This window comes from Streptomyces beihaiensis, from assembly GCF_026274175.1.
In the GTDB taxonomy this organism is placed as follows: Bacteria; Actinomycetota; Actinomycetes; order Streptomycetales; family Streptomycetaceae; genus Streptomyces; species Streptomyces beihaiensis.
In genome coordinates, this window is record NZ_JAPHNL010000008.1 from 1 (window position 1) to 23,723 (window position 23,723).

The 23,723-nt window shown below is 72.6% G+C and carries 22 protein-coding genes; 13 read left to right on the forward strand and 9 right to left on the reverse strand.

The features are described from left to right. Positions 1–693: helix-turn-helix domain-containing protein (locus OFY01_RS01665; RefSeq protein ID WP_323135461.1), on the reverse strand; the 693-nt coding region annotated here is incomplete at its 3' end. A gap of 107 nt (positions 694–800) precedes the next feature. Next, positions 801–1,226 (reverse strand): MarR family winged helix-turn-helix transcriptional regulator, encoded by a 426-nt coding sequence (locus OFY01_RS01670; protein WP_266595570.1) that lies wholly within the window; start codon positions 1,224–1,226, stop codon positions 801–803. 136 nt (positions 1,227–1,362) lie between these two features. Here OFY01_RS01670 and OFY01_RS01675 point away from each other — a divergent pair, with 136 nt between their 5' ends. The 6 genes from OFY01_RS01675 (at position 1,363) to OFY01_RS01700 (ending at position 6,525) form a co-directional block, all read left to right on the forward strand. Beyond that, entirely contained in the window at positions 1,363–2,316 is a 954-nt protein-coding gene (locus OFY01_RS01675) for an SDR family NAD(P)-dependent oxidoreductase (RefSeq protein ID WP_266595572.1), read from the forward strand. A 14-nt stretch (positions 2,317–2,330) separates the two neighbouring features. Beyond that, positions 2,331–3,215, forward strand: a complete 885-nt coding sequence (locus OFY01_RS01680) for an amidohydrolase family protein (protein ID WP_266595604.1) — start codon at positions 2,331–2,333, stop codon at positions 3,213–3,215. A 24-nt stretch (positions 3,216–3,239) separates the two neighbouring features. Beyond that, positions 3,240–4,736 (forward strand): acyl-CoA synthetase, encoded by a 1,497-nt coding sequence (locus OFY01_RS01685; RefSeq protein ID WP_266595574.1) that lies wholly within the window; start codon positions 3,240–3,242, stop codon positions 4,734–4,736. A 31-nt stretch (positions 4,737–4,767) separates the two neighbouring features. Next, positions 4,768–5,235 carry a MaoC family dehydratase gene (locus OFY01_RS01690; RefSeq protein ID WP_266595576.1) on the forward strand — a complete coding sequence of 156 codons (468 nt, stop codon included), beginning with the start codon at positions 4,768–4,770 and terminating at the stop codon, positions 5,233–5,235. Between the two features lie 296 nt (positions 5,236–5,531). Further along, positions 5,532–5,663, forward strand: a complete 132-nt coding sequence (locus OFY01_RS01695) for a hypothetical protein (RefSeq protein WP_323135462.1) — start codon at positions 5,532–5,534, stop codon at positions 5,661–5,663. Between the two features lie 64 nt (positions 5,664–5,727). Next, positions 5,728–6,525 (forward strand): sugar phosphate isomerase/epimerase family protein, encoded by a 798-nt coding sequence (locus OFY01_RS01700; protein ID WP_266595578.1) that lies wholly within the window; start codon positions 5,728–5,730, stop codon positions 6,523–6,525. On the opposite strand, the gene OFY01_RS01705 is transcribed toward OFY01_RS01700, so the two are convergent. Next, complete coding sequence (locus OFY01_RS01705; protein WP_266595580.1) at positions 6,509–7,423, reverse strand: EamA family transporter; 915 nt, start codon at positions 7,421–7,423, stop codon at positions 6,509–6,511. The genes OFY01_RS01700 and OFY01_RS01705 overlap by 17 nt on opposite strands. A gap of 91 nt (positions 7,424–7,514) precedes the next feature. On the opposite strand from OFY01_RS01705, the gene OFY01_RS01710 reads away from it, so the two are divergent. Next, positions 7,515–8,435, forward strand: coding sequence for a LysR family transcriptional regulator (locus OFY01_RS01710; protein ID WP_266595606.1), 921 nt, complete (start codon positions 7,515–7,517; stop codon positions 8,433–8,435). Positions 8,436–8,546: 111 nt separating this feature from the next. After that, on the forward strand, positions 8,547–9,161 hold the full coding sequence (locus OFY01_RS01715) for a hypothetical protein (protein WP_266595582.1): 615 nt from the start codon (positions 8,547–8,549) through the stop codon (positions 9,159–9,161). A gap of 25 nt (positions 9,162–9,186) precedes the next feature. Here the strand turns inward: OFY01_RS01715 and OFY01_RS01720 are convergent, their stop codons facing one another. Both OFY01_RS01720 and OFY01_RS01725 read right to left on the reverse strand, forming a co-directional pair. Continuing rightward, positions 9,187–9,591: a hypothetical protein gene (locus OFY01_RS01720; protein WP_266595583.1), complete on the reverse strand. Its 405-nt coding sequence runs from the start codon at positions 9,589–9,591 to the stop codon at positions 9,187–9,189. 140 nt (positions 9,592–9,731) lie between these two features. Then, positions 9,732–13,568: an ABC transporter ATP-binding protein gene (locus tag OFY01_RS01725; protein WP_266595584.1), complete on the reverse strand. Its 3,837-nt coding sequence runs from the start codon at positions 13,566–13,568 to the stop codon at positions 9,732–9,734. A 219-nt stretch (positions 13,569–13,787) separates the two neighbouring features. Between OFY01_RS01725 and OFY01_RS01730 the strand changes: the two genes are divergently transcribed. After that, positions 13,788–16,010, forward strand: coding sequence for a mannosyltransferase YkcB-related protein (locus tag OFY01_RS01730; protein WP_266595586.1), 2,223 nt, complete (start codon positions 13,788–13,790; stop codon positions 16,008–16,010). Positions 16,011–16,069: 59 nt separating this feature from the next. On the opposite strand, the gene OFY01_RS01735 is transcribed toward OFY01_RS01730, so the two are convergent. After that, positions 16,070–16,432 carry a hypothetical protein gene (locus tag OFY01_RS01735; RefSeq protein WP_266595588.1) on the reverse strand — a complete coding sequence of 121 codons (363 nt, stop codon included), beginning with the start codon at positions 16,430–16,432 and terminating at the stop codon, positions 16,070–16,072. Between the two features lie 131 nt (positions 16,433–16,563). Between OFY01_RS01735 and OFY01_RS01740 the strand changes: the two genes are divergently transcribed. The 3 genes from OFY01_RS01740 to OFY01_RS01750 all read left to right on the forward strand — a co-directional run bounded on the left by OFY01_RS01740 (position 16,564) and on the right by OFY01_RS01750 (position 18,709). Further along, entirely contained in the window at positions 16,564–17,358 is a 795-nt protein-coding gene (locus OFY01_RS01740) for a helix-turn-helix domain-containing protein (RefSeq protein WP_266595590.1), read from the forward strand. After that, positions 17,351–17,572 carry a DUF397 domain-containing protein gene (locus OFY01_RS01745; protein ID WP_266595592.1) on the forward strand — a complete coding sequence of 74 codons (222 nt, stop codon included), beginning with the start codon at positions 17,351–17,353 and terminating at the stop codon, positions 17,570–17,572. The genes OFY01_RS01740 and OFY01_RS01745 overlap by 8 nt, the downstream gene beginning before the upstream one ends. Before the next feature lie 255 nt (positions 17,573–17,827). Continuing rightward, positions 17,828–18,709 (forward strand): endonuclease I family protein, encoded by an 882-nt coding sequence (locus tag OFY01_RS01750; protein ID WP_266595594.1) that lies wholly within the window; start codon positions 17,828–17,830, stop codon positions 18,707–18,709. A 68-nt stretch (positions 18,710–18,777) separates the two neighbouring features. On the opposite strand, the gene OFY01_RS01755 is transcribed toward OFY01_RS01750, so the two are convergent. From OFY01_RS01755 to speB, 3 genes are all read right to left on the reverse strand, one after another. Next, a complete protein-coding gene (locus tag OFY01_RS01755; protein WP_266595596.1) occupies positions 18,778–19,611 on the reverse strand; it encodes a hypothetical protein in 834 nt (277 codons plus the stop codon). Between the two features lie 239 nt (positions 19,612–19,850). Further along, entirely contained in the window at positions 19,851–21,527 is a 1,677-nt protein-coding gene (locus tag OFY01_RS01760) for a thiamine pyrophosphate-binding protein (protein ID WP_266595597.1), read from the reverse strand. 24 nt (positions 21,528–21,551) lie between these two features. After that, positions 21,552–22,559: an agmatinase gene (gene speB / locus OFY01_RS01765; RefSeq protein WP_266595598.1), complete on the reverse strand. Its 1,008-nt coding sequence runs from the start codon at positions 22,557–22,559 to the stop codon at positions 21,552–21,554. A 125-nt stretch (positions 22,560–22,684) separates the two neighbouring features. Here speB and OFY01_RS01770 point away from each other — a divergent pair. Then, positions 22,685–23,723: PucR family transcriptional regulator ligand-binding domain-containing protein (locus tag OFY01_RS01770; protein ID WP_266595600.1), on the forward strand; the 1,039-nt coding region annotated here is incomplete at its 3' end.

The following is a 23,723-nucleotide window of genomic DNA, read 5'->3' on the forward strand; positions in this document are numbered from 1 at the left end:
GTGCGGCCGCACTCCCTGTGCCGCGGCCACGACCGCCACGGCCGCCACCACGTCGCCGAGCGGGCCGAACACCGGGGCCGCGACGGACAGCACGTCGTCCGTGAGCTGCCGCTCGGACGCGGCGCGCGCGGCGAGCAGCACCCGGCCGGCCGCGGTGGCGGGCAGGAGCGTGCGGGCGCCGCCCGGGGTGCGTGTCCCCGCCGCGCCACCGGGTACGGCGAGCACACACACGGCGTACCGGCCCTCCCGCACCGCGAGTTGCGCCCGCGCGCCCGTCGCCTCGCTGAGATCCGTCAGGCACGGTAGCGCGGCCTCGCGCAGGGCGGGGCCGTGTGGGGTGGGCGGGCGGGGGGCGAGCGCGGCCAGCTCCCGCACCTTCGGGCCGACGTGGTAGAGGCCAGAGGCGTCGCGCTCCAGGGCGCCCCACGCGGCGAGTTCGCCGACGAGCCGGTGGCCCGTGGCGAGCGGCAGTGCGGCGCGGCGGGCGATGGCGCTGAGGGAGAGGGCGGGCCTGCTGTGGTCGAAGGCGGAGAGGACGGCGAGCAGCCGTTGCGCGGCCGAGCGCCGCCCCTCCCCCGGGCCGCCCGCCGCCTGCGCGTCTGACTTCTGACCGTCCGACCCCTGGACGCCCGCCCCCTGCGCGTCTGACTCCTGAACGCCCGACCCCTGCGCGTCTGACTCCTGAACGCCCACCCCCTGGACGTCCGGCCCCTGCGCGTCTGACTCCTGAACGCCCACCCCCTGGACGTCCGGCCCCTGGACGTCCGGCCCAGGGCCGCCCGGCCCTGACCGCACGGCCGTCAGTCCCGCGCGGATTCCGCGACGCGGGCGAGGAGTTGCTGCAACGTCTCGCGCTCGGCCGGATCGAGCGGGGCGAGCAGCTGCTCGGTGACGCGGCGACTGCCCTTGTCGGTGTCGCGCAGCACCTCGGCGCCGCGCTCGGTGAGCACGACGACGCGGCTGCGGCGGTCGCCGGGGGCGGGCTGCCGTTCGACGAGGCCGAGGCTCTGGAGGTCGTCGACGAGGCTGACGATGGCGCTCGGGTCGTAGCCGAGACGCTCGCTCAACTCCCGCTGGAGCGCGCCCTCGACCGTGGCGAGGTAGCGCAGCATCGCGTAGTGCCGCAGCCGCAGCCCGAACTCCTCCAGGGTGGCGTTGAACAGCCGCCCCGAGTGCAGGCCGAGGCGGTAGAGGAGATAGCCGGTGTCGGCGTGCAGGGCGCGCATCCAGGGCGCCTGGTTGTCAGTGATGGCGGGCTCCAGGTTCGTTCCATCGATCCGATCGTGGTGCTGCCAGCATGAGCCAAAATCAAGGTCACAGCAACTATTGACGACAACAATTATTGGTCTTAGCTTCCTTCCCATGCCAGACACGGATACAGCCACGAACGCAACCCACCTCACGGGCAAGGTCGCCGTCGTCACCGGCAGCGGCCGCGGCCTCGGCCTCGCCTACGCCACCGCTCTCGCCCGCTCCGGCGCCCGGGTCGTCGTCAACGACGTGGACGCCGACGTCGCCGAGCAGGCGGTGAAGGCGATCACGGCGGCGGGCGGCACCGCCGTCGCCGAGGTCGTCCCCGTGGGCGCCACGGAGGCCGCCGAACGACTCGTCGAGCGGGCCGTGTCGACGTACGGCAGGCTCGACGTGATGGTCACCAACGCGGGCATCCTGCGCGACCGGGTCCTGTGGAAGATGACCGACGACGACTTCGACGCGGTGATCACGACCCACCTGCGCGGCACGTTCACCTGCGCCCGCGCCGCCGCCGTGCGCATGCGCGAGCAGGGCGAGGGCGGCAGCCTGGTCCTGATCGCCTCCCCGGCCGGCCAGCGCGGCAACTTCGGCCAGACCAACTACGCGGCGGCCAAGGCGGGCATCGCCGCGATGGCCCGTACGTGGTCGATGGAACTGGCCCGCGCGCACATCACCGTCAACGCCGTGGTGCCGGTCGCCGCGACCGCGATGACCGAGACGATCCCGGCGTTCGCCCCGTACGTGGAGGCGCTGCGCACCGACGGCACCCCGCTGCCGGACGCGCTGCGCAAGGGCGAGGGCTTCGGCACGCCCGAGGACTGCGCGGGCCTGGTCGCCTACCTGGCCTCCGACGCGGCCCGCACGGTCACCGGCCAGTGCATCGGCATCGGCGGCGACAAGCTCTCGCTCTGGTCGCACCCGCAGGAGATCGCCAGCGCGTACGCGGACGGCGGCTGGAGCCCGGAGGCGCTCGCCGACGCGTTCCCCACGTCGGTGGGCCGCGAACCGCAGACGGTCGGCATCCCCGCACCGGCCGTCCCGGCCGCACCGGAGTCCCGATGAGCACGGCGGCCACCATGAACGTGGACGAGCTGACCGCGATCGACGTCCACACGCACGCCGAGGTCTCGTCGCGGGGTCACGCCTCCCTCGCCGACGACCTGCACGCCGCCTCCAGCGCGTACTTCAAGGTCGAGGGCGACCGCAAACCGACCCTGGAGGAGATGGCCGCCTACTACCGGGAACGGAACATGGCAGCGGTCGTCTTCACGGTCGACGCCCTTTCGGCGACGGGCACGGAACCGGTCCCGAACGAGGAGGTCGCCGAGGCCGCGGCCGCCCACCCCGACACGCTGATCCCCTTCGCCTCGATCGACCCGTTCCGCGGCAGGGCGGGCGTGCGGCAGGCGCGCCGCATGGTCGAGGAGTACGGGGTGAAGGGCTTCAAGTTCCACCCCTCCATCCAGGGCTTCTTCCCCAACGACCGTTCCGTGGCGTACGCGTTGTACGAGGTCATCGAGGAGACGGGCACGATCGCCCTCTTCCACACCGGCCAGACCGGCATCGGCGCGGGCGTACCGGGCGGCGCCGGAATCCGCCTGAAGTACTCGAACCCTCTCCACGTGGACGACGTGGCGGCCGACTTCCCGCACCTGAAGATCATCCTGGCGCACCCGTCGTTCCCCTGGCAGGACGAGGCGCTCGCCGTCGCCACACACAAGCCGGGCGTCCACATCGACCTGTCGGGCTGGTCCCCGAAGTACTTCCCGCCGCAACTGATCCAGTACGCGAACACGCTACTCAAGGACAAGGTCCTGTTCGGCTCGGACTACCCGGTGCTGACACCGGACCGCTGGCTCGCCGACTTCGCGAAGCTGGAGATCAAGGACGCGGTACGCCCCAAGATCCTCAAGGAGAACGCGGCGCGGCTGCTCGGCCTGACGACGCCCGCCCGACCGTAGGCAGTAGCCACCAGGAGGCAGTGGATGCGCAACGAGGGACTGGGGTCGTGGCCCGCGCGCCGGGCCCGCAAGACCCCGCACCGCACGGCTCTGATCCACGACGGCGTCCGGTACTCGTACGCGGCTCTGCACGAACGCGCCACACGTCTCGCCCACGCGCTGCACGCGCGCGGAGTGCGGCGCGGCGACCGTGTCGCCTACGTGTCGCCGAACCACCCGTCGTACCTGGAGACGCTGTTCGCGGCGGGCCTGCTCGGCGCGGTCTTCGTCCCGCTCAACACCCGGCTGAGCACGCCCGAACTCGCCTACCAGCTGACGGACTCGGGGGCCTGCGCGCTGCTCCACGAGGCGGGTCGGGCCGAGCTGCCGGACGGCCCGGGCGTACGCCTGCGCCTGCCGGTGGGCGGGACGGAGTACGAGGACGCGCTCGCGGCGGCGCCCGCGGATGTGCTGGACGAGCCTGTCGGCCCGGACGACCTGTGCCTGATCATGTACACCTCGGGCACGACGGGCCGCCCCAAGGGCGCGATGCTCACACACGGCAACATCACCTGGAACGCGGTCAACGTCCTGGTCGACGAGGACCTGACGACCGACGAAGTAGCCCTGGTCAACGCCCCGTTGTTCCACACGGCGGGCCTGAACATGCTGACGCTCCCGGTGCTGCTCAAGGGTGGCGCGTGCGTGCTGGTCGGCTCCTTCCACCCGACACGGACGCTGGAACTGATCGAGCGGCACCGGGTGACGGTCATGTTCGGCGTGCCGACGATGTTCGAGCTGCTGACCCGTGAGGCGGGCTGGGCGACAGCCGACCTGACGTCCCTGCGGCTGCTGACGTGCGGCGGCGCCCCCGTGCCGACGCGCCTGATCTCCGCGTACCAGGACCGCGGACTGACGTTCCTCCAGGGCTACGGCATGACGGAGGCGTCCCCCGGCACCCTCTTCCTGGACGCCGAACACGCGCTGAGCAAGGCCGGTTCGGCGGGTGTGCCGCACTTCTTCAGCGACGTACGGGTGGTGCGGCCGGACCTGAGCCAGGCGGAGCCCGGCGAGACCGGCGAGGTGGTGGTGCGCGGCCCGCACGTCATGCCCGGCTACTGGGGCCTGCCGGAGGAGAGCGCGGCGGCCTTCACGGAGGGCTGGCTGCACACGGGCGACGCGGCCCGCGTGGACACGGACGGCTACGTGACGATCGTCGACCGCCTCAAGGACATGATCGTCTCGGGCGGCGAGAACATCTACCCGGCGGAGGTCGAGGACGCCCTGCTCGCCCACCCGGACGTCGCCGAGTGCGCGGTCATCGGTGTACCCGACGCGACGTGGGGCGAGGTGGGCCGAGCGGTCGTGGTCCCCCGCGAGGGCAGCGCCGTGTCCCGGGAGACCCTCCTGCCCTTCCTGACCGGCCGCCTGGCCAAGTACAAGATCCCGAAGTCGGTGGTGGTGGCCACCGAACTCCCCCGCACGGCCTCGGGGAAGCTCCGCAAGCCGGAGGTCCGCCGCCTGTACGGCCCCCGCCCCTGACAGCGAAGAAAATAGGGAGAAGAAAGACGACATGAGCGACAACACCATCACCGTCGACGGCCTCGACGCCCTCCGCAAGCTCGCCGGCAGCGACTTGGGCAGCAGCGCCTGGCTGGACGTCGACCAGACCCGCATCAACACGTTCGCCGACGCGACGGACGACCACCAGTGGATCCACACGGACCCGGAGCGGGCGGCGGCGGGCCCGTTCGGCGGCCCCGTCGCCCACGGCTACCTGACCCTCTCCCTCTTCATCCCGCTCTTCACGGAGCTCCTCGACGTCCGGGGCGTGACAACCAAGGTCAACTACGGCCTGGACAAGGTCCGTTTCCCCGCCCCCGTCCCCGCGGGCTCCCGCCTCCGCCTGACGGCGCGGCTCGCGGCGGTGGACGAGGTGCCGGGCGGTGGCGTGCAGGTGGCGGTGGACGGCACGATCGAGATCGAGGGCGGCACGAAACCGGCGTGCGTGCTGCGGAGCATTTCGCGGTTCTACGCGTAGCGGCCCGTGCTGCTCGCGGCGGCACCACGCCACCCGGCCCTTGCCGAACGCTCCTACGACGCACCGTAATGTAAGTACGCCGGTACGCCGGTATTACGCCGGCATACGGTGCGCGATCTGCGGTCGAGGGGGCAGCGATGGACGCGGTGCTGAGCAAAGGCTGGGACGGCCGACGCCGTTCGAGCGTCCTCGGCGCGGTAGTCGACCGGCTGGTCGAGGACGACGAGTAACGGTCCAGTCCAGTCACCGCGGTCGTGCGGGGCCCGCTCCGAAAACGTGGTCGGTGGACGGACGACGTGCTCGCCGGGGCCCGTTCGATCTCCTTGCGGCACGGGTTCGTGCTCGTGGGCCCGCAGCCGCACCGGTTCTTCGGCGCGGATCTGGTCGGGCAGCACTGGCGGCCGCCGCTGCACCGGACGGCGGAGTGACCCGTCCGGTCCTCCCGGTGACGGCGGCCTGGTGACGACCGGTCGGACAGGTAAGGTCCCGGCCATGAAGCTGGCGTTCTCCACTCTCGGTGTTCCCGGTCTGCCCCTGACCGACGTCGTGCGGCTCGCGGCCACGAACGGCTACCACGGGGTGGAGCTGCGCGCCCACCCCGAGGAGCCGGTTCACCCCGGCGTCGGCGCGCGTGAACGGGGCGACGCCGTCGCCGCGTTCCGCGCGGGGGGCGTGGAGGTCGTCGGTGTCGCCGGGTACGCGCGTGTGGCGGAGGCGGGCGAGGACGGGCCGGTCGTCGACGAGGTGCACGCTTTGGTCGACCTGGCGCACGACCTGGGCGCCCCGTACGTCCGGGTGTTCCCCGGCGGCGGCGAACAGGGCCCCGGGAAGGCCGACGCCCACGCCGTGCGGCGCCTCACCGCCGCCGCCCCGTACGCCGAGGAGCGCGGCGTACGGGTTCTCCTGGAGACCCACGACTCGCATCGCACCGGCGCGGCGGCGGCACGGGTCCTCGACGCCGTGCGGCGGCCCGGGGTCGGTGCGCTCTGGGACGTCATGCACACCTGGCTCGGCGGCGAGCAGCCCTCCGCCTCGTACGCGGCCCTCGGCCCGCACCTCGGATACGTACAGGTCAAGGACATCGCCGGGCCCGACGACACGGTGCCGCTCGCGCTCGGGGCGGGGGTGCTGCCGCTCGGTGAGTGTGTGGAGGTGCTCAGTCGGGGCGGGTGGGACGGGTGGTTGTGCTGGGAGTACGAGGCGCGGTGGTACGCGTCGGCCGCGCCGCTTTCCGGGTTGCTCGCGGACGGGCGGGCTCACCTGGGGCGGCTGCTCAACGAGGCTGCGTGAGCAAGGGGTTCGAAGCGGCGGCGGCAGACGCGGTCGCGCGCCGTTTCAGGCCGCCCGTGCTCGTCAAGGCCACCCCGCCCACCAGCAGCACCCCCGCGCACCACCGCGACGCACTCACCTGCTCGCCGAGCAGCACCGCCGACGACGTCATGCCGAAGACCGGGACCAGGAGGGAGTACGGGGCCACGGTCGACGCGTCGTAGCGGCGCAGCAGGTGGCTCCAGGTGCCGAAGCCGAACAGGGTGGCGACCAGTGCCACGAACAGGATCGCCGACACGCCCTGTACGTCCAGGCCGGCCAGCGCCCTCCCCTCCCGCGCCGGGCCCTCGAACAGGAGCGACAACCCCAGCAGCGGCAGCACCGGGACCGCGCTCGACCAGACCATGAAGTTGAAGGCGCGGCCGGGCGCCGCCTTGCGGGTCAGGACGTTCGACACGCCCCAGAACGCCGCCGCCACGACGACCAGCGCGAACGCCGCCAACGGGCCCGAGCCCCCTTCGTCCACCGCCGCCACCACGATCCCGGCCACCGCCACCACCATGCCGAGCGCGCGGACCCGGCCGGGGCGCTCGCCGAGGAACGCGAACGCGATCAGTGCGGTGAAGACCGCCTGTGCCTGAAGGACCAGTGACGACAGGCCGGCCGGCATGCCCTGGTTCATACCGATGAACAGCAGGCCGAACTTGCCCACGCCCAACGCGAGTCCGACCGCCACCACCCACCGCCACCGCACACACGGCCGCCCCACCAGGAACACGGCGGGCAGCGCGGCGAACGCGAAGCGCAGGGCGCAGAAGAGCAGCGGCGGGACGTGGGCCAGGCCGACGTCGATGACGACGAAGTTCACGCCCCACAGGGCGGTGACCAGGACGGCGAGGCCGGTGTGTGCGGGTCTCATGCGTCGAGGATCACCCGCCACGACCATGTAGCACCAGCGATGATTCCTGCATGATTGGATGAAGGAAGACTAATGAGAGGTGGCGTTCGTCGTGCTCGATCTGCAACGGCTGCGCGCCCTGCACGCCGTCTCCGTCCACGGCAGCGTCGGCGCCGCCGCGAACGCGCTCGGCTACACCGCCTCCGCCGTGTCCCAGCAGATCCAGAAGCTGGAACGGGAGACCAGGACGACGCTGCTCGAACGCGCCGGGCGGGGCGTGCGGCTCACCGACGATGCTCATCAACTCGTCGCTACCGCAAGGGAGTTGATGGCTATCGTCGAGCGGGCCGAGACCGGGATCGAGGAACGGCGCGGGGTGCCCGCAGGGCGGCTGAGCATCGCCTCCTTCCCGTCGGCCGCACGCGGTCTGCTGCCGGGTGCGCTCGCCGCGCTGGCCGTCGAGCATCCCGCCGTGGACGCGCACCTCAGCGAGGTCGACCCGCATCTGTCGGTCGACCTGGTCGCGAAGGGCGCCGTCGACCTGGTCGTCGCGCACGACTGGGACATCGCGCCACTGCCCTCGCCCGCCGGACTCGAACAGGTTGTGCTCGGCGACGACCTGTGCGACCTGCTGGTGCCCGACGGTCACCGGCTCGCCGGGCAAAAGACCGTACGGCGTGAGCAGTTGGGCGGCGAGCGGTGGGTGTCGCAGCCGCCGGGGCGGGTGTGCCACGACTGGCTCGTACGGACCATGCGCGCCGCCGGGCACGAGCCGGACATCGTCCACCAGGCCGACGAGAATCCCACGCTCATCGCGCTCGTCGCCGCGGGGCTCGGCATCGCCGTCGTGCCCAGGCTCGGCCGCGGCACGCTGCCGCCCGGCGTCGCCACGGCCCGGCTCGATCCCCTCCCCCGTCGCCGTGTCTACGCCCTGTGGCGCGAGGGCGCGTCCCGGCGTCCGGCCATCAGGGCCATGGCCGCGGCGCTGCGCGAAGCGGGCGGGGCGTGCCTCGGGGAGCCGGCTCCGGGCTGAGCCGTCCCGATCGAGTACGGCCTTTCGTACTGATCTGCTCCCTTCCCCTCGAAGGGGCGAATCCCCGGGCGATGCCGACACGCGTCTCCTCTGGCGGGTCACGCTGGTGCCATGCGCGGGCGGACGGTGAAGACGGTGAAGGCAGTGTGCGCGGTGCCACTGCTGGCGCTCGCGCTCGCGGGCTGTCAGCGGGCGGCCGCCGGGTCCGGGGGGCGGGGTCTCGCGTCCCCCGCGGGCGTCAGCGTCGGCTCGCCCTCCGGGTACGGGGCCGTGTTCCTGGCCGTGGGTGAGTGCGGGGCCCGGGGGCGTACGACGTTCTACGAGGTGTCGTGCGGCAGTGAGCGGGCCGTGGCGCGGGTGACGGCGCGGTACTCGGGGCCGCCCGCGGGCGGCCCGGCCTGCCCGCCGTACACGGACTTCGTGGTGCACATCAGCGAGAGCGGCGACGGCACGGTGGCGAAAGGATACGCCTGCATGCGCGCCCTGGAGGCTCCGCACCCCGGCGACCCGGGCGGCGGGGGCGGGCCGCGCACCGTCGTCGGCGACTGCGTGTACGCGACGGGCGCGGGCCAGGTACGCGAGACGGCCTGCGACGGGTCGGGGCCGCACAAGCCGGAGTTCCGGGTCGCGTCGGCGGTGGTGGCGCGCGCCGACTGCCCCAAGAAGACCGATCTGTACGTGACGTTGGGCGGGGCTCGGCCCGTCGGGTGCGCGGTGCGGCTGTGAGCGGCAGGGCCGCCGTGTAGTCCGCTCAGGCGTGGAACCAGCCCGTGGCCACCGATTTCGCGCCCACCCGCCCGGTCACCCGGATGCGGCGGTGTCCCGCGTGCACGGTGACCGGGCCCGCCCGCTCGACGAAGCGGCCGTGGTCGCTCACGGGCCGGTTGCCGCGCGCCTGGACCGAGACCGACATGTATGTACGGATGCCGGGGTGACGGGTGCGGGTGACGACGCAGACATAGCCGCCGTTGCGGTAGACGACGGTGCTGCCGGTGGCGAAGTGCAGGGTGCGGACCTTGTGCCCGGCGCAGACGGGTCTCGCCGCGGCGTGCGCGGTACTGGCGGTCGGCCCCGCCAGGACCAGCAGGGCCGCCGTCAGCAGGGCGGCCAGGACACCGGACGCCCGGCGTATGCCACCGTCCTCACCTCTTCGCACGCGAGCCCCTCCCGTTCACGCCCGTCGCTCTGACATCGTTGGCATCCCCGTACGGCTGTACGGACGCCTGGCTCGGACGAGTGGTTGCACTGGACGTGACGCCCGGCACGAGACTCAGGCGGCCACGCCCGGCACAGGGCTCAGGCGGCCACGCCCGCCGCGTCGGCGTCCTCGGCGCCCGCGGCCCCGCCAGCCCCTGCGGCCCCCTCAGCCCCCTCACCGACGAAGGTCCGCCACAACCGTGCGTACCGGCCGTCGAGCGCGAGGAGTTCGTCGTGGGTGCCGTCCTCCGCGACCCGGCCGTGGTCCATGACGACGACCCGGTCGGCGCGGGCCGCGGTCGTCAGGCGGTGGGCGACGACGAGCGTGGTGCGCTGCCCGGCGAGGCGGTCGGTGGCCTGGTTGACCTGGGCCTCGGTGGCGAGGTCGAGCGCGGCGGTCGCCTCGTCGAGCAGCAGCACGTCGGGGTCGACCAGTTCGGCGCGGGCCAGCGCGATCAACTGTCGCTGCCCCGCGGAGAGGTTGCGGCCGCGTTCGGCCACCTCGTGGAGGTAGCCGCCGTCGAGCGTGGCGATCATGTCGTGGGCGCCGACCGCACGTGCCGCCGCCTCCACCTCCGCGTCGCTCGCGTCCGGGCGCCCGTACGCGATGGCGTCGCGGACGGTGCCCGGGAAGAGGTACGCCTCCTGCGGGACGACGCCGAGCCGGTGCCGGTAGGCCGTCAGGTCGAGTTCGCGCAGGTCGGTGCCGTCGACGGTGACCCGGCCGCCGGTCGGGTCGTAGAAGCGGGCGACGAGCTTGACGAGGGTCGACTTGCCCGCTCCGGTCTCGCCGACGAAGGCGACCGTCTGCCCGGCGGGGATGCGCAGGTCGACGTCGCGCAGGGCGTTCTCCGCCGCGGCGTCGTCCCCGGAACCGGAACCGGCCCCGGAACCGGCCCCGTACGCGAAGTCCACGTGCTCGAAGGCGATCTCGCCGCGCAGCGAGTCCACCGCGCGCGGCGACGCGGCGGCCGTCGTCGACGTCGGCTCGCGCAGCAGTTCCTGGATGCGGGCGAGCGAGACCGTGGCCTGCTGGTAGCCGTCGAAGACCTGGGAGAGCTGCTGGACGGGCGCGAAGAACAGGTCGATGTAGAGGAGATAGGCGACGAGCGCGCCGGTGGTCAGGGTGCCCGCCTCCACGCGGTGCGCGCCGACGATCAGCACGGCGGCCGCGGCCACGGACGACAGGAGCTGCACGAACGGGAAGTAGACGGAGATCAGCCACTGCCCGCGCACCCGCGCCGTGCGGTACTCCGAGCTGGCCCCGGCGAACCGCCGGCCGCCCGCGCGCTCGCCCTGGAACGCCTGCACGATCCGCAGCCCGGCCACGGTCTCCTGGAGGTCGGCGTTGACGACGGAGACGCGCTCACGCGCCAGCGAGTACGCCTTCACGCTCGCGCGCCGGAAGAAGAACGTGCCGGCGATCAGCGGCGGCAGCGTCGCGAACACGACGAGGGCGAGCTGTACGTCGAGGACGAGCAGCGCGGCCATGATGCCGAGGAACGTGACGACGGAGACGAACGCGGTGACGAGCCCCGTCTGCAGGAACGTCGACAGCGCGTCGACGTCCGTGGTCATGCGGGTCATGATGCGGCCGGTCAGCTCGCGCTCGTAGTAGTCGAGGCCGAGCCGCTGGAGCTGGGCGAAGATCTTCAGGCGCAGCGCGTACAGGACGCGTTCGCCGGTGCGGCCCGTCATGCGGGTCTCGCCGATCTGCGCGGCCCACTGGACGACGACCGCGAGGAGCGCGAGGGCGGACGCCGTCCACACCGCGCCGAGCGCGAGCCGCGAGACGCCGTCGTCGATGCCGTGCCGGATCAGGATCGGCAGCAGCAGGCCGACGCCCGCGTCGACGGCGACCAGCAGCAGCGCCAGCAGCAGCGCCCCGCCGAACCCGCGCAGCAGGCGGCGAAGCCCGTACGAGTCCTCGGGTTCCACGGCCCGTGCCTCGTCGACGTCCGGGGTGTCGGTGGCGGGTGGCAGCGCGGCGACCCGGGCGAGCAGTTCGGGTGTGGCGGGCGCCTGGGCGAGCCCGGCGTCCTTCGGCTCGCGGTCTCCGGTCCACAGGCGCGGCGTGATGCCCCGCTCGGCGTCGAACTCGGCGTCCAGTTCGTCCCGTACGCAGGTGTCGTCGCACTCGTCGTCGAGCTCGGCCCCGGTGGGGGTGTGGCCGGGCGAGACACCGCCGAGCTCGTCCGGGTCGGTGAGCAGGCGCCGGTAGAGCGGGGAGGTGGCGGTCAGTTCGTCGTGGGTGCCGATCGCGGCGAGGCGGCCGGCGTCGAGCACGGCGATACGGTCGGCGAGGTTGAGGGTGGAGCGGCGGTGCGCGATGAGCAGGGTGGTGCGCCCGGCCATGACGCCGCGCAGCGCCTCGTGGATCTCGTGCTCGACGCGGGCGTCCACGGCGGATGTGGCGTCGTCGAGGACGAGCAGCCGCGGGTCGGTGAGGATGGCGCGGGCGAGCGCGACGCGCTGGCGCTGGCCGCCGGAGAGGGTGAGCCCGTGCTCGCCGACCTTGGTGTCGTAGCCGTCGGGCAGCTCGGATATGAACCGGTCGGCCTGGGCGGCGCGCGCGGCCGCCCGGATCTGTTCGTCCGTGGCGTCCGGGACGCCGTAGGCGATGTTGGCGCGCACGGTGTCGGAGAACAGGAACGAGTCCTCCGGCACGAGTCCGATCGCGGCGCGCAGCGACGCGAACGTCAGCTCGCGCACGTCGTGGCCGCCGACACGGACGGCGCCGCGCGTGACGTCGTAGAAGCGCGGAAGGAGCAGGGAGACGGTCGACTTGCCGGAGCCGGAGGAGCCGACGACGGCGAGCGTCTCACCCGCGCGGATGGAGAAGGAGAGGCCGTCGAGGACGGGGTGGGCTCCCGCCGCGCCCTCGTCCGTGTCGGGGCTGCCGTAAGCGAACGACACGTCGTCGAACTCGACCGTGGCCGGGGCGTCGGCCGGAAGTTCCCGGGTTCCGTCCTCGATGGACGGCTCGGTGTCGATGAGTTCCAGGACGCGTTCGACACCCGCGCGGGCCTGCTGCCCGACCGTGAGGACCATGGCGAGCATCCGCACCGGACCGACCAGCTGGGCCAGATAACTGGAGAAGGCGACGAACGCGCCGAGCGTGATCTGGCCGCGCACGGCCAGCCAGCCGCCGAGCGCCAGCATCGCGACCTGCCCGAGGGCGGGCACGGCCTGTAGGGCCGGGGTGAACTTGGAGTTGAGCCGGATGGTGCGCAGGCGTCCCGCGAAGAGCCGCCGCCCGACCTCCTTGAGCTTCCCGGTCTCCTGCTCCTCCTGCCCGAACCCCTTGACGACGCGTACGCCGCTGACGGCCCCGTCGACCGCGCCGGCCACCGCGCCGGCCTGCGCCTGCGCGTACCAGGTGGCCGGGTGGAGGCGGGCGCGGCTGCGCTTGGCGATGAACCAGACGGCCGGGGCGACGGCGAGCGCGACCAGGGTGAGCGGCAGCGAGAGCCACGCCATGATGACGAGCGAGACGAGGAACAGCAGGATGTTCCCGATGGTCATCGGCAGCATGAACAGCAGGCTCTGGATCAGCTGAAGGTCGCTGGTGGCGCGGCCGACGACCTGGCCGGTGGAGAGCGAGTCCTGAGGCCGCCCGTCGAGCCGGGTGATCGTCCCGTACATCTCGGTGCGCAGGTCGTGCTGGACGTCGAGGGCGAGGCGGCCGCCGTAGTAGCGGCGGATGTACGTCATCGCGTAGACGACGGCGGCGGAGCCGAGCAGCAGCCCGACCCACACGCCCATGGAGCGGGAGTGGTCGCCGATGACGTCGTCGATGATGACCTTGGTGATCAGTGGTACGAGCGCCATGACGGCCATGCCGCCGAGCGACGCCCCGAGCGCCAGCACGACGTCCTTGGGATAGCGCCAGGCGTACCCCGCCAGCCGCTTCGCCCAGCCCCGTTTCTCCGCCACGCCGCGCTGCCTCCCGCTCCGCTGTACAGATCTGCCGAAGGGCCAACACAGGCGGCGGCGGATTTCATCCCGCGATCACGAAGGGTGACGGCCGGGCGTGATCCCCGTGCGCGGACGGTCACCCGGTCCACGTCCACGGACGGGACCACGGTCCACATGCACAGGCGGCGCCAAGGTTCGGCACAGCCCACGCCCACCCCGGCCGTGCACGGTGCTGCGGTGACCTCAGCCATCGAATCGCATCCGCCGTACCCGCCCGTCCCCGTACCGCCGCCACCGGTCGAGCCACCGGCCGCCGCGCGCGCCACGCCGCGCTGGTCGCTCCCGGCGCTGCTCGCCGTCCTGGCGCTCGCGGCGGTCCTGTACGCCTGGAACCTGTCGTCGGGCGGCCTGAACAGCTTCTACAGCGCCGCCGTCTACAGCGGCACACAGAGCTGGAAGGCATGGTTCTTCGGCTCCATCGACGCGGGCAACTTCCTGACCGTGGACAAGCCGCCGCTCGCCCTGATGGTGATGAGCCTGTCCTGCCGGATCTTCGGGTTCGGCACCTGGCAGATGATGCTGCCGCAGATCGGGGCCGGGCTCGGCACGATCTGGATCCTGCACGCGTCGGTGAAGCGGGTGTGGGGACACGCGGCGGCGGCCGTCGCCGCGCTGGTCCTGGCCCTGACCCCGATCACGGTCGCGATCGACCGGGACAACAACCCGGACACCATCCTGCTCCTGCTGATGGTGGGCGGCGCGGCCCTCGCGCTGCGCGCCACCCGCGACGGCCGCCTGCTGCCGCTGCTCGCGTCGGCCGCCTGCTTCGGCCTGGCCTTCAACACGAAGATGCTGCAGGGCTACATCGCGCTGCCCGCGGTCTTCGCGGTGTACGTGTACGCGTCCGGGCTCGGCTGGGGCCGCAAGATCCGCAACCTGGTGCTGGCCACCGTGGTGCTCGCGGTCAGCAGCTTCTGGTGGGCCACGGCCGTCTCGATGATCCCCGCCGACGAGCGCCCCTACATCGGCGGCTCCACGGACGGCACGGCCTGGAACCTGATCTTCGGTTACAACGGCTTCGGCCGGATCCTCGGCGGCGAGGGCAACGGCGGGGGCGGAGGCGGCGGGGGCGGCGCCACCTTCGCCGGTTCGGCGGGCCTCGGCCGTCTCTTCAACGACGTCCTGGGCGGCCAGATCTCCTGGCTGATCCCGTTCGCGGCGATCGCGCTCGTCGGCGGCCTGGTGCTGTGCGGCCGCGCGCCGCGCACGGACATGACGCGGGCCGGTCTTGTGCTGTGGGGCGGCTGGCTGGTGCTGCACTACGTCACGTTCGCCACGGCCGAGGGCACCATGCACCCGTACTACACGACAGCCGTGGCGCCGGGCGTCGCCGCGCTGTGCGGTGGCGGCGGCGTGATGCTGCTGCGCGCCTTCCGTACGGACAAGCGGTGGGCGTGGGTGCTGCCGGTGGCGCTCGGCGTGACCGGGCTGTGGGCGGTCGTGCTGCTGCGCCGCGCGTCCGGCTGGAACAGTTGGCTGTGGCCGACGGTCGCGCTGCTCATGGCGGCGGCGGTCGCGGGGCTTCTCGTCTTCCGCATGGTATCGGGGCGGCGGCCGCGGCTGCTCGCCGTGTCCGTGACGGCGGCGCTCGTCGCAGGGCTCGCGGGCCCGGCGGCGTACGCCTGGTCGGAGCCGCTCTCCTCGGGCACCGGCGGCGGCATGGGCGGTACGAACCCGACGGCCGGGCCCACGACCGGGAACGGCATGGGTGGGCCCGGCGGCGGCCGGGGCGGGTTCCCCGGCGGGCGCCGGGGCGAGCTCGCCGGTGGCGGTGAGACGGCGGGCGGCGGCCAGATGCCGGGCGGCGGCGAGACGCCGGGAGGCAGCGGCGGGACGCCGGGCGGCGGGCAGCGGTCCGGCGGCAGCGGCATGCCGGGCGGCGGGCAGCGGTCCGGCGGCGGCGAGATGCCCGGTGGCGGGCAGGAGGGCCTGCGGAACGGCGAAGGCCAGGGCGGCGGCCGTTTGGGCGGCGGCGGTCCGATGGGCGGCGCCGTCGACAGCGACATGATCGCCTACCTGGAGAAGCACCAGGACGGCGCCGAGTGGCTGCTCGCGGTGTCGAACTCGCAGTCCGCCGCGCGGCTGGTGCTCAGCACGAAGAAGCCGGTCATCTCGATGTACGGCTTCACCGGCTCCGACAAGGGCATGACGGTCGCCAAGCTCAAGAAGCTGGTCAAGAGCGGGCAGTTGCACTACATCCAGGTCGGCGGAAGCGGCATGGGTGGCGGCGGCCCGATGGGCGGCGGCAACGACGTCAGCTCCGCGGTGACGGCGTGGGTGAAGGCGCACGGCACGAAGGTGAAGGCGAGCGAGTACAGCAAGAGCGGCTCGTCGTCGGCGAGTTCGTCGTCCTCCACCTCGTCGTCCCTGTACCGCCTGGACCCGAGCGACGTCGAGTAACAGCGGGTCGGTCCCTGGCAGCAGAGTCGAACTTGCTACCAGGGACGGCCCGTTCCGGTTCAACCCTCGTCGTCCACGTCGTCCCGGTCGTCCCCGGCATCCCCCTCAGAGGCGAGGCGCGCGCCCCGGCTACGGGCGATACGGCGCACGTCGAACAGCGACTCGGCCAATCGGGAGGCGAGAAAGTGGAGTTGGTCCGCTGTCGCCTCGCTGTCGTCCAACAGGTCCACGGCGTGATCGAGCAGGTCGCCGGCCATGCCGAGCTGAACGGACTCCACGTTGTCGGCGACACGGGAGACGTAGCCGCCCCCGCTGCCGTCCGCCAGGAGGTAGCAGGGCTTGCCCTCCAGCGAGCCCCAGGGCAGCAGACGGGCGGCACGACCGTCGTCGACGGAACCGACGGAACCGGTGGCGTAGATCATCGTGACTTCAACTCCTGACTGACCGACGTGTTCGCTGTGTAGCGAATCACTCACACAGTGCAGTGGCCCGGCGTAGCCTGACCAGTGGGTCCGATGCGACGACGCATCTGTCACACGGGAGTTGGCGCCGCATGAACAATGCCTACGGCGAGTGGATCAGGACACAGCGCGAAGCGCGCGGCTGGACACAGCAACAGCTGGCGGACGCGGCGATCATGACGCGTTCGCACATCGCCCATATCGAGGCGGGCCGCCGCACCCCGTCGAAGGAGGACGCGAGGCGCCTGGACAAGGCCCTCAACACCGGGGACGTGCTCACCAGTTTCCTGCCGGACGACGACGCGGTGGTCGCCGACTACTTCGAGGCGGCGCTGGAGCTGGAGCGACAGGCGGTGATGATCAGGGAGTTCGCCCTGTCGTTCGTCCCCGGCATCCTTCAGACGGAGCGGTACGCGCGTGCGGCCCTGAGCACGTCGTTCCCTCCACTGAGCCAGGAGGAGCGTGACAAACTCGTCGTCACTCGACTGAAGCGCGCGACGGTGCTGGAAGATCCGGTGTGGCCGGTGGTCTGGGCGATGCTCGACGAAGCGGTGCTGCGACGGGCGGTCGGCGGACCGGAGGTCATGGCGGAGCAGATCACGCACATGGTCCGGCTGGTGGAAGACGGGCGGGTGCGCGTCCACGTGCTGCCGTTCGGGCTCGGAGTCCTTCCGCTCATGCAGGGAATGTTGACCCTGATGCGGTTCGAGGACCAGCCGCCGGTCGCGTACTCCGAGGGCATCCAGGTCGGCCGTGTGCACGACTCCCCGGCCATGGTCGCGCGCCTGGAGGGCGCATACGATCTGGCACTGGGCGACGCGATGCCGCTCAAGGAGTCACTCGCCTTCATGAGGGCGACAGCGAAGGAGTACGGACACCGTGACTGAACACACCATCCTGGACTCGTCCGCACTGAACGGCTGGCGCAAGTCGTCGTACAGCGGCAACGAGGGCGGCAGCTGCGTCGAGGTGGTGGACGCCCACCCGTCCGGCGTACCCGTCCGCGACTCCAAGAACCCGCACGGTCCGGCGCTCGTGATGTCGGCCGACAGCTGGGCCTCGTTCGTCAGCGCCCTCAGCGACGGCGACCTGCCCGCCTGACCCCCACCGCGGAGAAGTGTCGTACTTCCACCTCAAAGTGCGACACTTCTCCGCGCCGCACCGGCCGCCGCGAAGACCTCCGGCACCACAACGGCGACTGCGCGCGCCGAGCACTCAATGTGCCTACGGATCAAGGGAGTTGTCCGACTCCGACACGCAATCGACTCCGTTCGTTCACCCCACCGGCAACGTGTCCATGCCATCCTCCGGTGAACGGAGTCAACCCGCGTAGATCGAACGGACAGGACACCCCACATGCCCGAGACCTCGATACGCACTTCCGTCTGTACACGGACCCGCCGCCGCTGGAGACCCGTAGCCCTGACGGCAGCCGCGCTCCTCGCGACGGCGACCCTGCCCGCGGCCACCGCCACCGCCGCCACCACGGCGGCCGCGACCACGGCGACGACGGCCACGACGGCCACGACGGCGACAGCGACGAACACCTCGTACGACGACACGTACTACAAGGACGCGATCGGCAAGACGGGGGCGAGCCTCAAGAGCGCGCTGCACACGATCATCAGCAGCCAGACCAAGCTCAGCTACAGCCAGGTCTGGGACGCCCTGAAACACACCGACCAGGACCCGAACAACAGCAACGACGTCATCCTGCTCTACAGCGGCGCCTCCCGCTCGAAGTCGCTCAACGGCGGCAGCGTCGGCGACTGGAACCGCGAACACGTCTGGGCCAAGTCGCACGGCGAGTTCGGCACCACGACAGGCCCCGGCACGGACCTGCACCACCTGCGCCCGGCTGACGTCCAAGTCAACTCCATCCGCGGCAACAAGGACTTCGACGACGGCGGCAGCGCCGTCACCAACGGCGGCGGCTCACTGACCGACAGCGACTCGTTCGAGCCGCGCGACGCGGTCAAGGGCGACGTGGCACGCATGATCCTCTACATGGCCGTGCGCTACGACGGCGACGACGGCTTCCCCGACCTCAAGATGGACGACCAGGTCGACAACGGCACCTCGCCCTACATGGGCAAGCTCTCCGTCCTCAAGCAGTGGAACGACGAGGACCCGCCGGACGCCTTCGAGGAGAACCGCAACCAGGTCATCTACGACGACTACCAGCACAACCGGAATCCGTTCATCGACCACCCGGAGTGGGTGGACGCGATCTGGTAGCCCGGCACGGCGGGCAGCCGAGCACACCGGCAGGCGGGGACTCTCGATCCGCCCACCGCATCTGGCGGTCAGCCGGGGAAGCGGACCGACTCCAGCACCCGAGCCGTCTGCGCGTGCCCGGTGTAGTCCAGGAACAGCACCCGGGACACCGGCAGGTACCACGCCTGGGGCGAGAAGCGGTAGCCGCTCGCGCAGGCCGCCGACCAGCGGTCGTAGTCCGCCTTGTGGCTGCCCACCGGGCGTAGGCCGGACGCGATCGGCGCGGCCCCCGACCCGCTGGTGACGAGGTTGGTGGAACCGTCCGGGAGGGTCCGGTGGACCGGGCAGGGCTGGACGTCGGTGGCCACGTACCAGCCGCCGGGCTGGTGGGGCTGGTAGGGGCGCATCTCGTTGCCCACGATGGAGGAGCCGGACTGGATGACGATCCCGGCGCAGCCGAACATCGTGGGCAGCCCGGCCCGGTGCACCGGTTGCAGGCAGGCGCCCTCGGCGTACCGCGCCAGCGTCCACCCCGGAGGAACCTCGAACGTCAGCCCGGCGAAGGCGACGCGAGGCCACGGGGTGCGTGTACGAGACGCGGTGGTGGGCGCGGCGGGCTTCGGCTTGGGCTTGGGTTTCGACTCCGACGTGGGCTTGGGCTTGGGCTTCGGCTTGGGTCGGGCGTCGGGTGAGGGCGTGGCGAGGCCGGGCGCGGCAGTGGAGGTGGCCGCGGTGGTGGGCGCGGTAGATGCCGTGGCGGCGGGCGACGTGTGAGCGGGGGCGGCGCTGTCGCGGCTCCCGCTGTCCGGACCGCACGCGCTCACGACAGCGGCGACCCCGAGCGTCAGCGCGGCGAACGACAGACCCCTGAGGCGTCCACCCGGACGTCTTCGGCTCTTGCCACGTCTCTTCATCGTCGACATCCCCTCGCCATCTCCTGGTCAGGGCCGCGAACGGCAACGCGACCACGCACACCCAGGGTGCTGCCCACGGCCGGGCCCGCGGCCGCACGGCCCGCGGCAGCCGACCGGTCGCCCATGACTCGCTCATGCCCCCGCACTCCCGCCGCATGCGTCACGCATGAATCACGCATGCATCACGCGTGCGTGACCTGTGCGTCACGCACGCGGCTCGCACGCGTCACACCCGGGCCAGGCACGCATCAGACGTGCGTCGCCTCGAACATACCCAGCACCGTCGGCAGCACGACCACCCGGGGCCCCGGTTCCGTCAGGGCCTTCGACAGGTCCGCGTGGAGCCGGTCCGGTGTCGTGCGGACCGCCGGGACGCCGAAGGACTCGGAGAGGGCGACGAAGTCCGGGCGGGTCAGGTCCGTCGCCTCGGGAGCCGGGGCGCCGAACGTGGTCGTCAGGTACTCGCGCAGGATGCCGTAGCCGCCGTCGTCGACGATGAGCCAGGTGACGTTCAGGTCGTACTGGCGGGCCGTGGCCAGTTCCGCGATCGAGTACAGGGCGCCGCCGTCGCCGGAGACAGCCAGGACCGGGGCCGTCGGGTCGGCGACCGCCGCGCCGAGGGCCGCCGGGTAGGCGTAGCCAAGACCGCCCGCGCCCTGCGCCGAATGCATCGGTCCCGGCCACGCGGACCACGCCCAGTAGGTGAGGATCGTCATGTCCCAGAAGGACGCGGCGCGCGGCGGGAGGGCGGCGCGTACCGACGCCAACACCCGCTGTTCCAGGTCGAGTTCCTGGGCGTCGAGCCGTTCTCTTACGGACTTCAGGAGCGCCGCCGCGCGGTTCGGGGCCTGCGCGTCCGGGCGCCGGTCCACCGTTTCCAGGAGCGCCTGGAGCGCGAGGCGGGCGTCTGCGTGGATGCCGAGGGCCGGGTGGTTGGACTCCAGTTTGCCCGCGTCCGCCTCGATCTGGACGATCCGGCCGCGCGGGGTGAACGTGTGATAGTTGGAGGTGAGTTCGCCCAGGCCGGAGCCGACCACCAGGAGCACGTCGGCGTCCTCCAGGAACTCCGTCGTGTGGCGGTCCTCCAGCCAGGACTGGAGGGAGAGCGGGTGCTCCCAGGGGAAGGCGCCCTTGCCGCCGAACGTGCAGACGACCGGCGCCGCGATCCGTTCGGCCAGTTCGCGGAGTTTGCCGGATGCGTCGGCCCGTACGACTCCGCCGCCCGCGATGATCGCCGGGCGGGAGGCGTTCGCGAGCAAGTGTGCTGCCAGCGCCGTCAGTTCGGGGCGCGGGACAAGGTCCTGCGGGGTCGCGTCCGGGGCCGTCACTTGCGGCAGCGCGGTCGGCGAGGCGAGGACGTCGGCGGGGATCTCCACCCACACCGGGCCGTGCGGGGCCGTCAGCGCCGACTGCCACGCCGCCGCCACCGCCGACGGGATCTGGGACGAGGCGCGGACGGTGTGGACGGACTTGACCACGTCCCGGAACGACGCCTGCTGGTCGCGCAGTTCGTGCAGGTGACCGTGGCGGCCGCCGCCGAGGCCCGCTACCGGCACCTGGCTGGCGATGGCCAGCACGGGCGCCGAGGCCGCCGCCGCCTCCTGCAGCGCCGGGAGCGACATCAGCGCGCCGGGGCCGGTGGACAGGAGCAGCGGGGCCGCCTCTCCCGTCACCCGGCCGTAGGCGTCCGCGGCGAAGCCCGCGTTGTTCTCCATGCGCAGACCGACGTACCGCAGCGGCGAGCGGCGCAGCGCGTCGAACAGGCCGAGGGCGTGCTGGCCGGGCAGGCCGAAGACGTTCGAGGCGCCCAGGCCGTGGAGCGTCTCCAGGACGAGGTCGCCGCCGGTGCGCCCGGCGGGCGGGTCGAGCGCCGCTTCGGTCTGGGCCGGCGTCGGCCTCAGTTCCAGGTCGTGGTCGTGTGTCACGTGTCCCCTGTCATTGGTCGCCCGTCACTCGTCGCCCGGGTTCCTTGCTTCCGCGATCTGCCGCGACATGATCGTCGTCAGCTCGTACGCGGTGTGCGACGCGGCGACGGCCGTGATCTCGGCGTGGTCGTACGCGGGCGCCACCTCCACGACGTCCGCCGACACCAGGTTGCACGACGCCAGGCCGCGGAGGATCTCGAGCAGCTCGCGGGAGGTCATGCCGCCCGCTTCCGGAGTACCGGTGCCGGGGGCGTGCGCCGGGTCGAGGCAGTCGATGTCGATGGAGATGTACAGCGGGCGGTCGCCGATGCGCTGGCGGAGCTGGTCGGCGACCTCGTCGGCGCCACGCCGGTAGACGTCGGCCGAGGTGACGATGCCGAAGCCCATCTTCTCGTCGTCCGTCAGGTCGCCCCGGCCGTAGAGCGGGCCGCGCGTGCCCACGTGCGAGAGGGCCGACGTGTCGAGGATGCCCTCCTCGACCGCGCGGCGGAACGGCGTGCCGTGCGTGTAGGCGGCGCCGAAGTACGTGTCCCAGGTGTCCAGGTGGGCGTCGAAGTGGAGCAGGGCGACCGGGCCGTGCTTCTTGGCGACGCTGCGCAGCAGCGGCAGGGCGATGGTGTGGTCGCCGCCGAGCGTCATCATGCGGGCACCGGTGCCGAGCAGCTCGTCCGCCGCCGCCTCGACCGTCTCCACGGCCTCGTTGATGTCGAACGGGTTGGCGGCGATGTCGCCCGCGTCCGCGACCTGGGCGAGCGCGAACGGGGAGGCGTCCTGCGCCGGGTTGTAGGGGCGCAGCAGGCGGCTGGCCTCACGGATCGCGTTGCCGCCGAAGCGGGCGCCGGGGCGGTAGGAGACACCGGTGTCGAAGGGGACTCCGACGACCGCCACGTCGGCGGCGGCGACCTCGTCGAGGCGGGGCAGGCGCGCGAACGTGGCCGGGCCCGCGTAGCGGGGGACGCGGGAGGAGTCGACCGGGCCGACGGCGCCGGTGGGGCCGGCGGGAACGCGGGGCGTCTCGTTGCTGCTGGTCATGGCGCGCGTGCCTTCTTTCGTGGGACGTACCTTCCGTACCTACCGGAAAAGTAAGTGGTCGGAACCCGGCACAGAAGTGTACGTTTCGTTCAGTAGATGGCGTACGAGTAGAGGAATCGTCCACCGTGTCCGCAATCCCGCCGCCCACCCCCGGTGTTCCGCTCGACGCCCTGCTCCGCCGCGCCGATCTCGGTCTCCGCCTGATCGTCGGTCCCGGTCCGGGCTCCGCCGACGTACTGGTGCACGGCGCGCACGCCTCGGAGATGGCCGACCCGTATCCGTATCTGCTCGGCGGGGAACTGCTGCTCACGGCGGGGGTGCACGCCGGTGAGGCGGTGCGGCGGGACGGTGGCGCCGAGCACTTCGAGGCGTACGCGGCCCGCGTCGCGGCGGGCGGCGCGGCGGCGCTCGGCTTCGGTGTGGCGCCCGTGTACGACACGGTGCCGCGGGAGCTGGTCGTGGCCTGCGAGCGGCGCGGGCTCCCGCTGCTCGAGGTGGAGCGGCACACGACGTTCAGCGGGGTCGCGCGGGCCGTGTGGGAGCTGATGGCGCAGGCCCGCAACGCCGAGCTGCACCGGGTCACCGAGGCCCAGCGGGCGCTCGCCTCGGCCGCGGCACGGCCCGACCCGGTCCCCGCGGTGCTGCGCCAACTCTCCCGCCACACCGGTTCGTTCGCGGTGCTCGTCGGAGCGGACGGTGCGCGGCGGCAGGTGGCGGGGGCGCGCCCGCCGGGGCCCGTCGAGGACGCGCTCGCCCGGCTGACGGAGGTGGTCGGGGCGGGCGCCGACCGCCCCTCCCCCGCCCCGGCGTCGGCGTCGGACACGGTGGACGGCACGCACCTGTCGGCGTACGCCCTGGGGCCGGGTGGGGCGCTCGGCCTCGCCGCGGCGGAGCGCAGAGCGGGCGACCACACCCTGGCGGGCGCCGGTGTCGTGCTGCTGTCCCTGCTGACCGGGGAGGAGCGGCCGGAGGGTGACGCGCGGCGGACGGCGGCCCTGGTCGACCTGCTGCTGGGCGCCGACCGGGGCGCCGCGGCGGCAAAGCTGCTGGGCACGGCGGGCCGGTGGAAGGTGGTGCACGCGCGGGCACGCCTGGCGGACCGCACAGGGCAAGGAGACCGCCGATGCCTGACCGCACACAACCCCGTCGTCCGCTTGCTGTCGG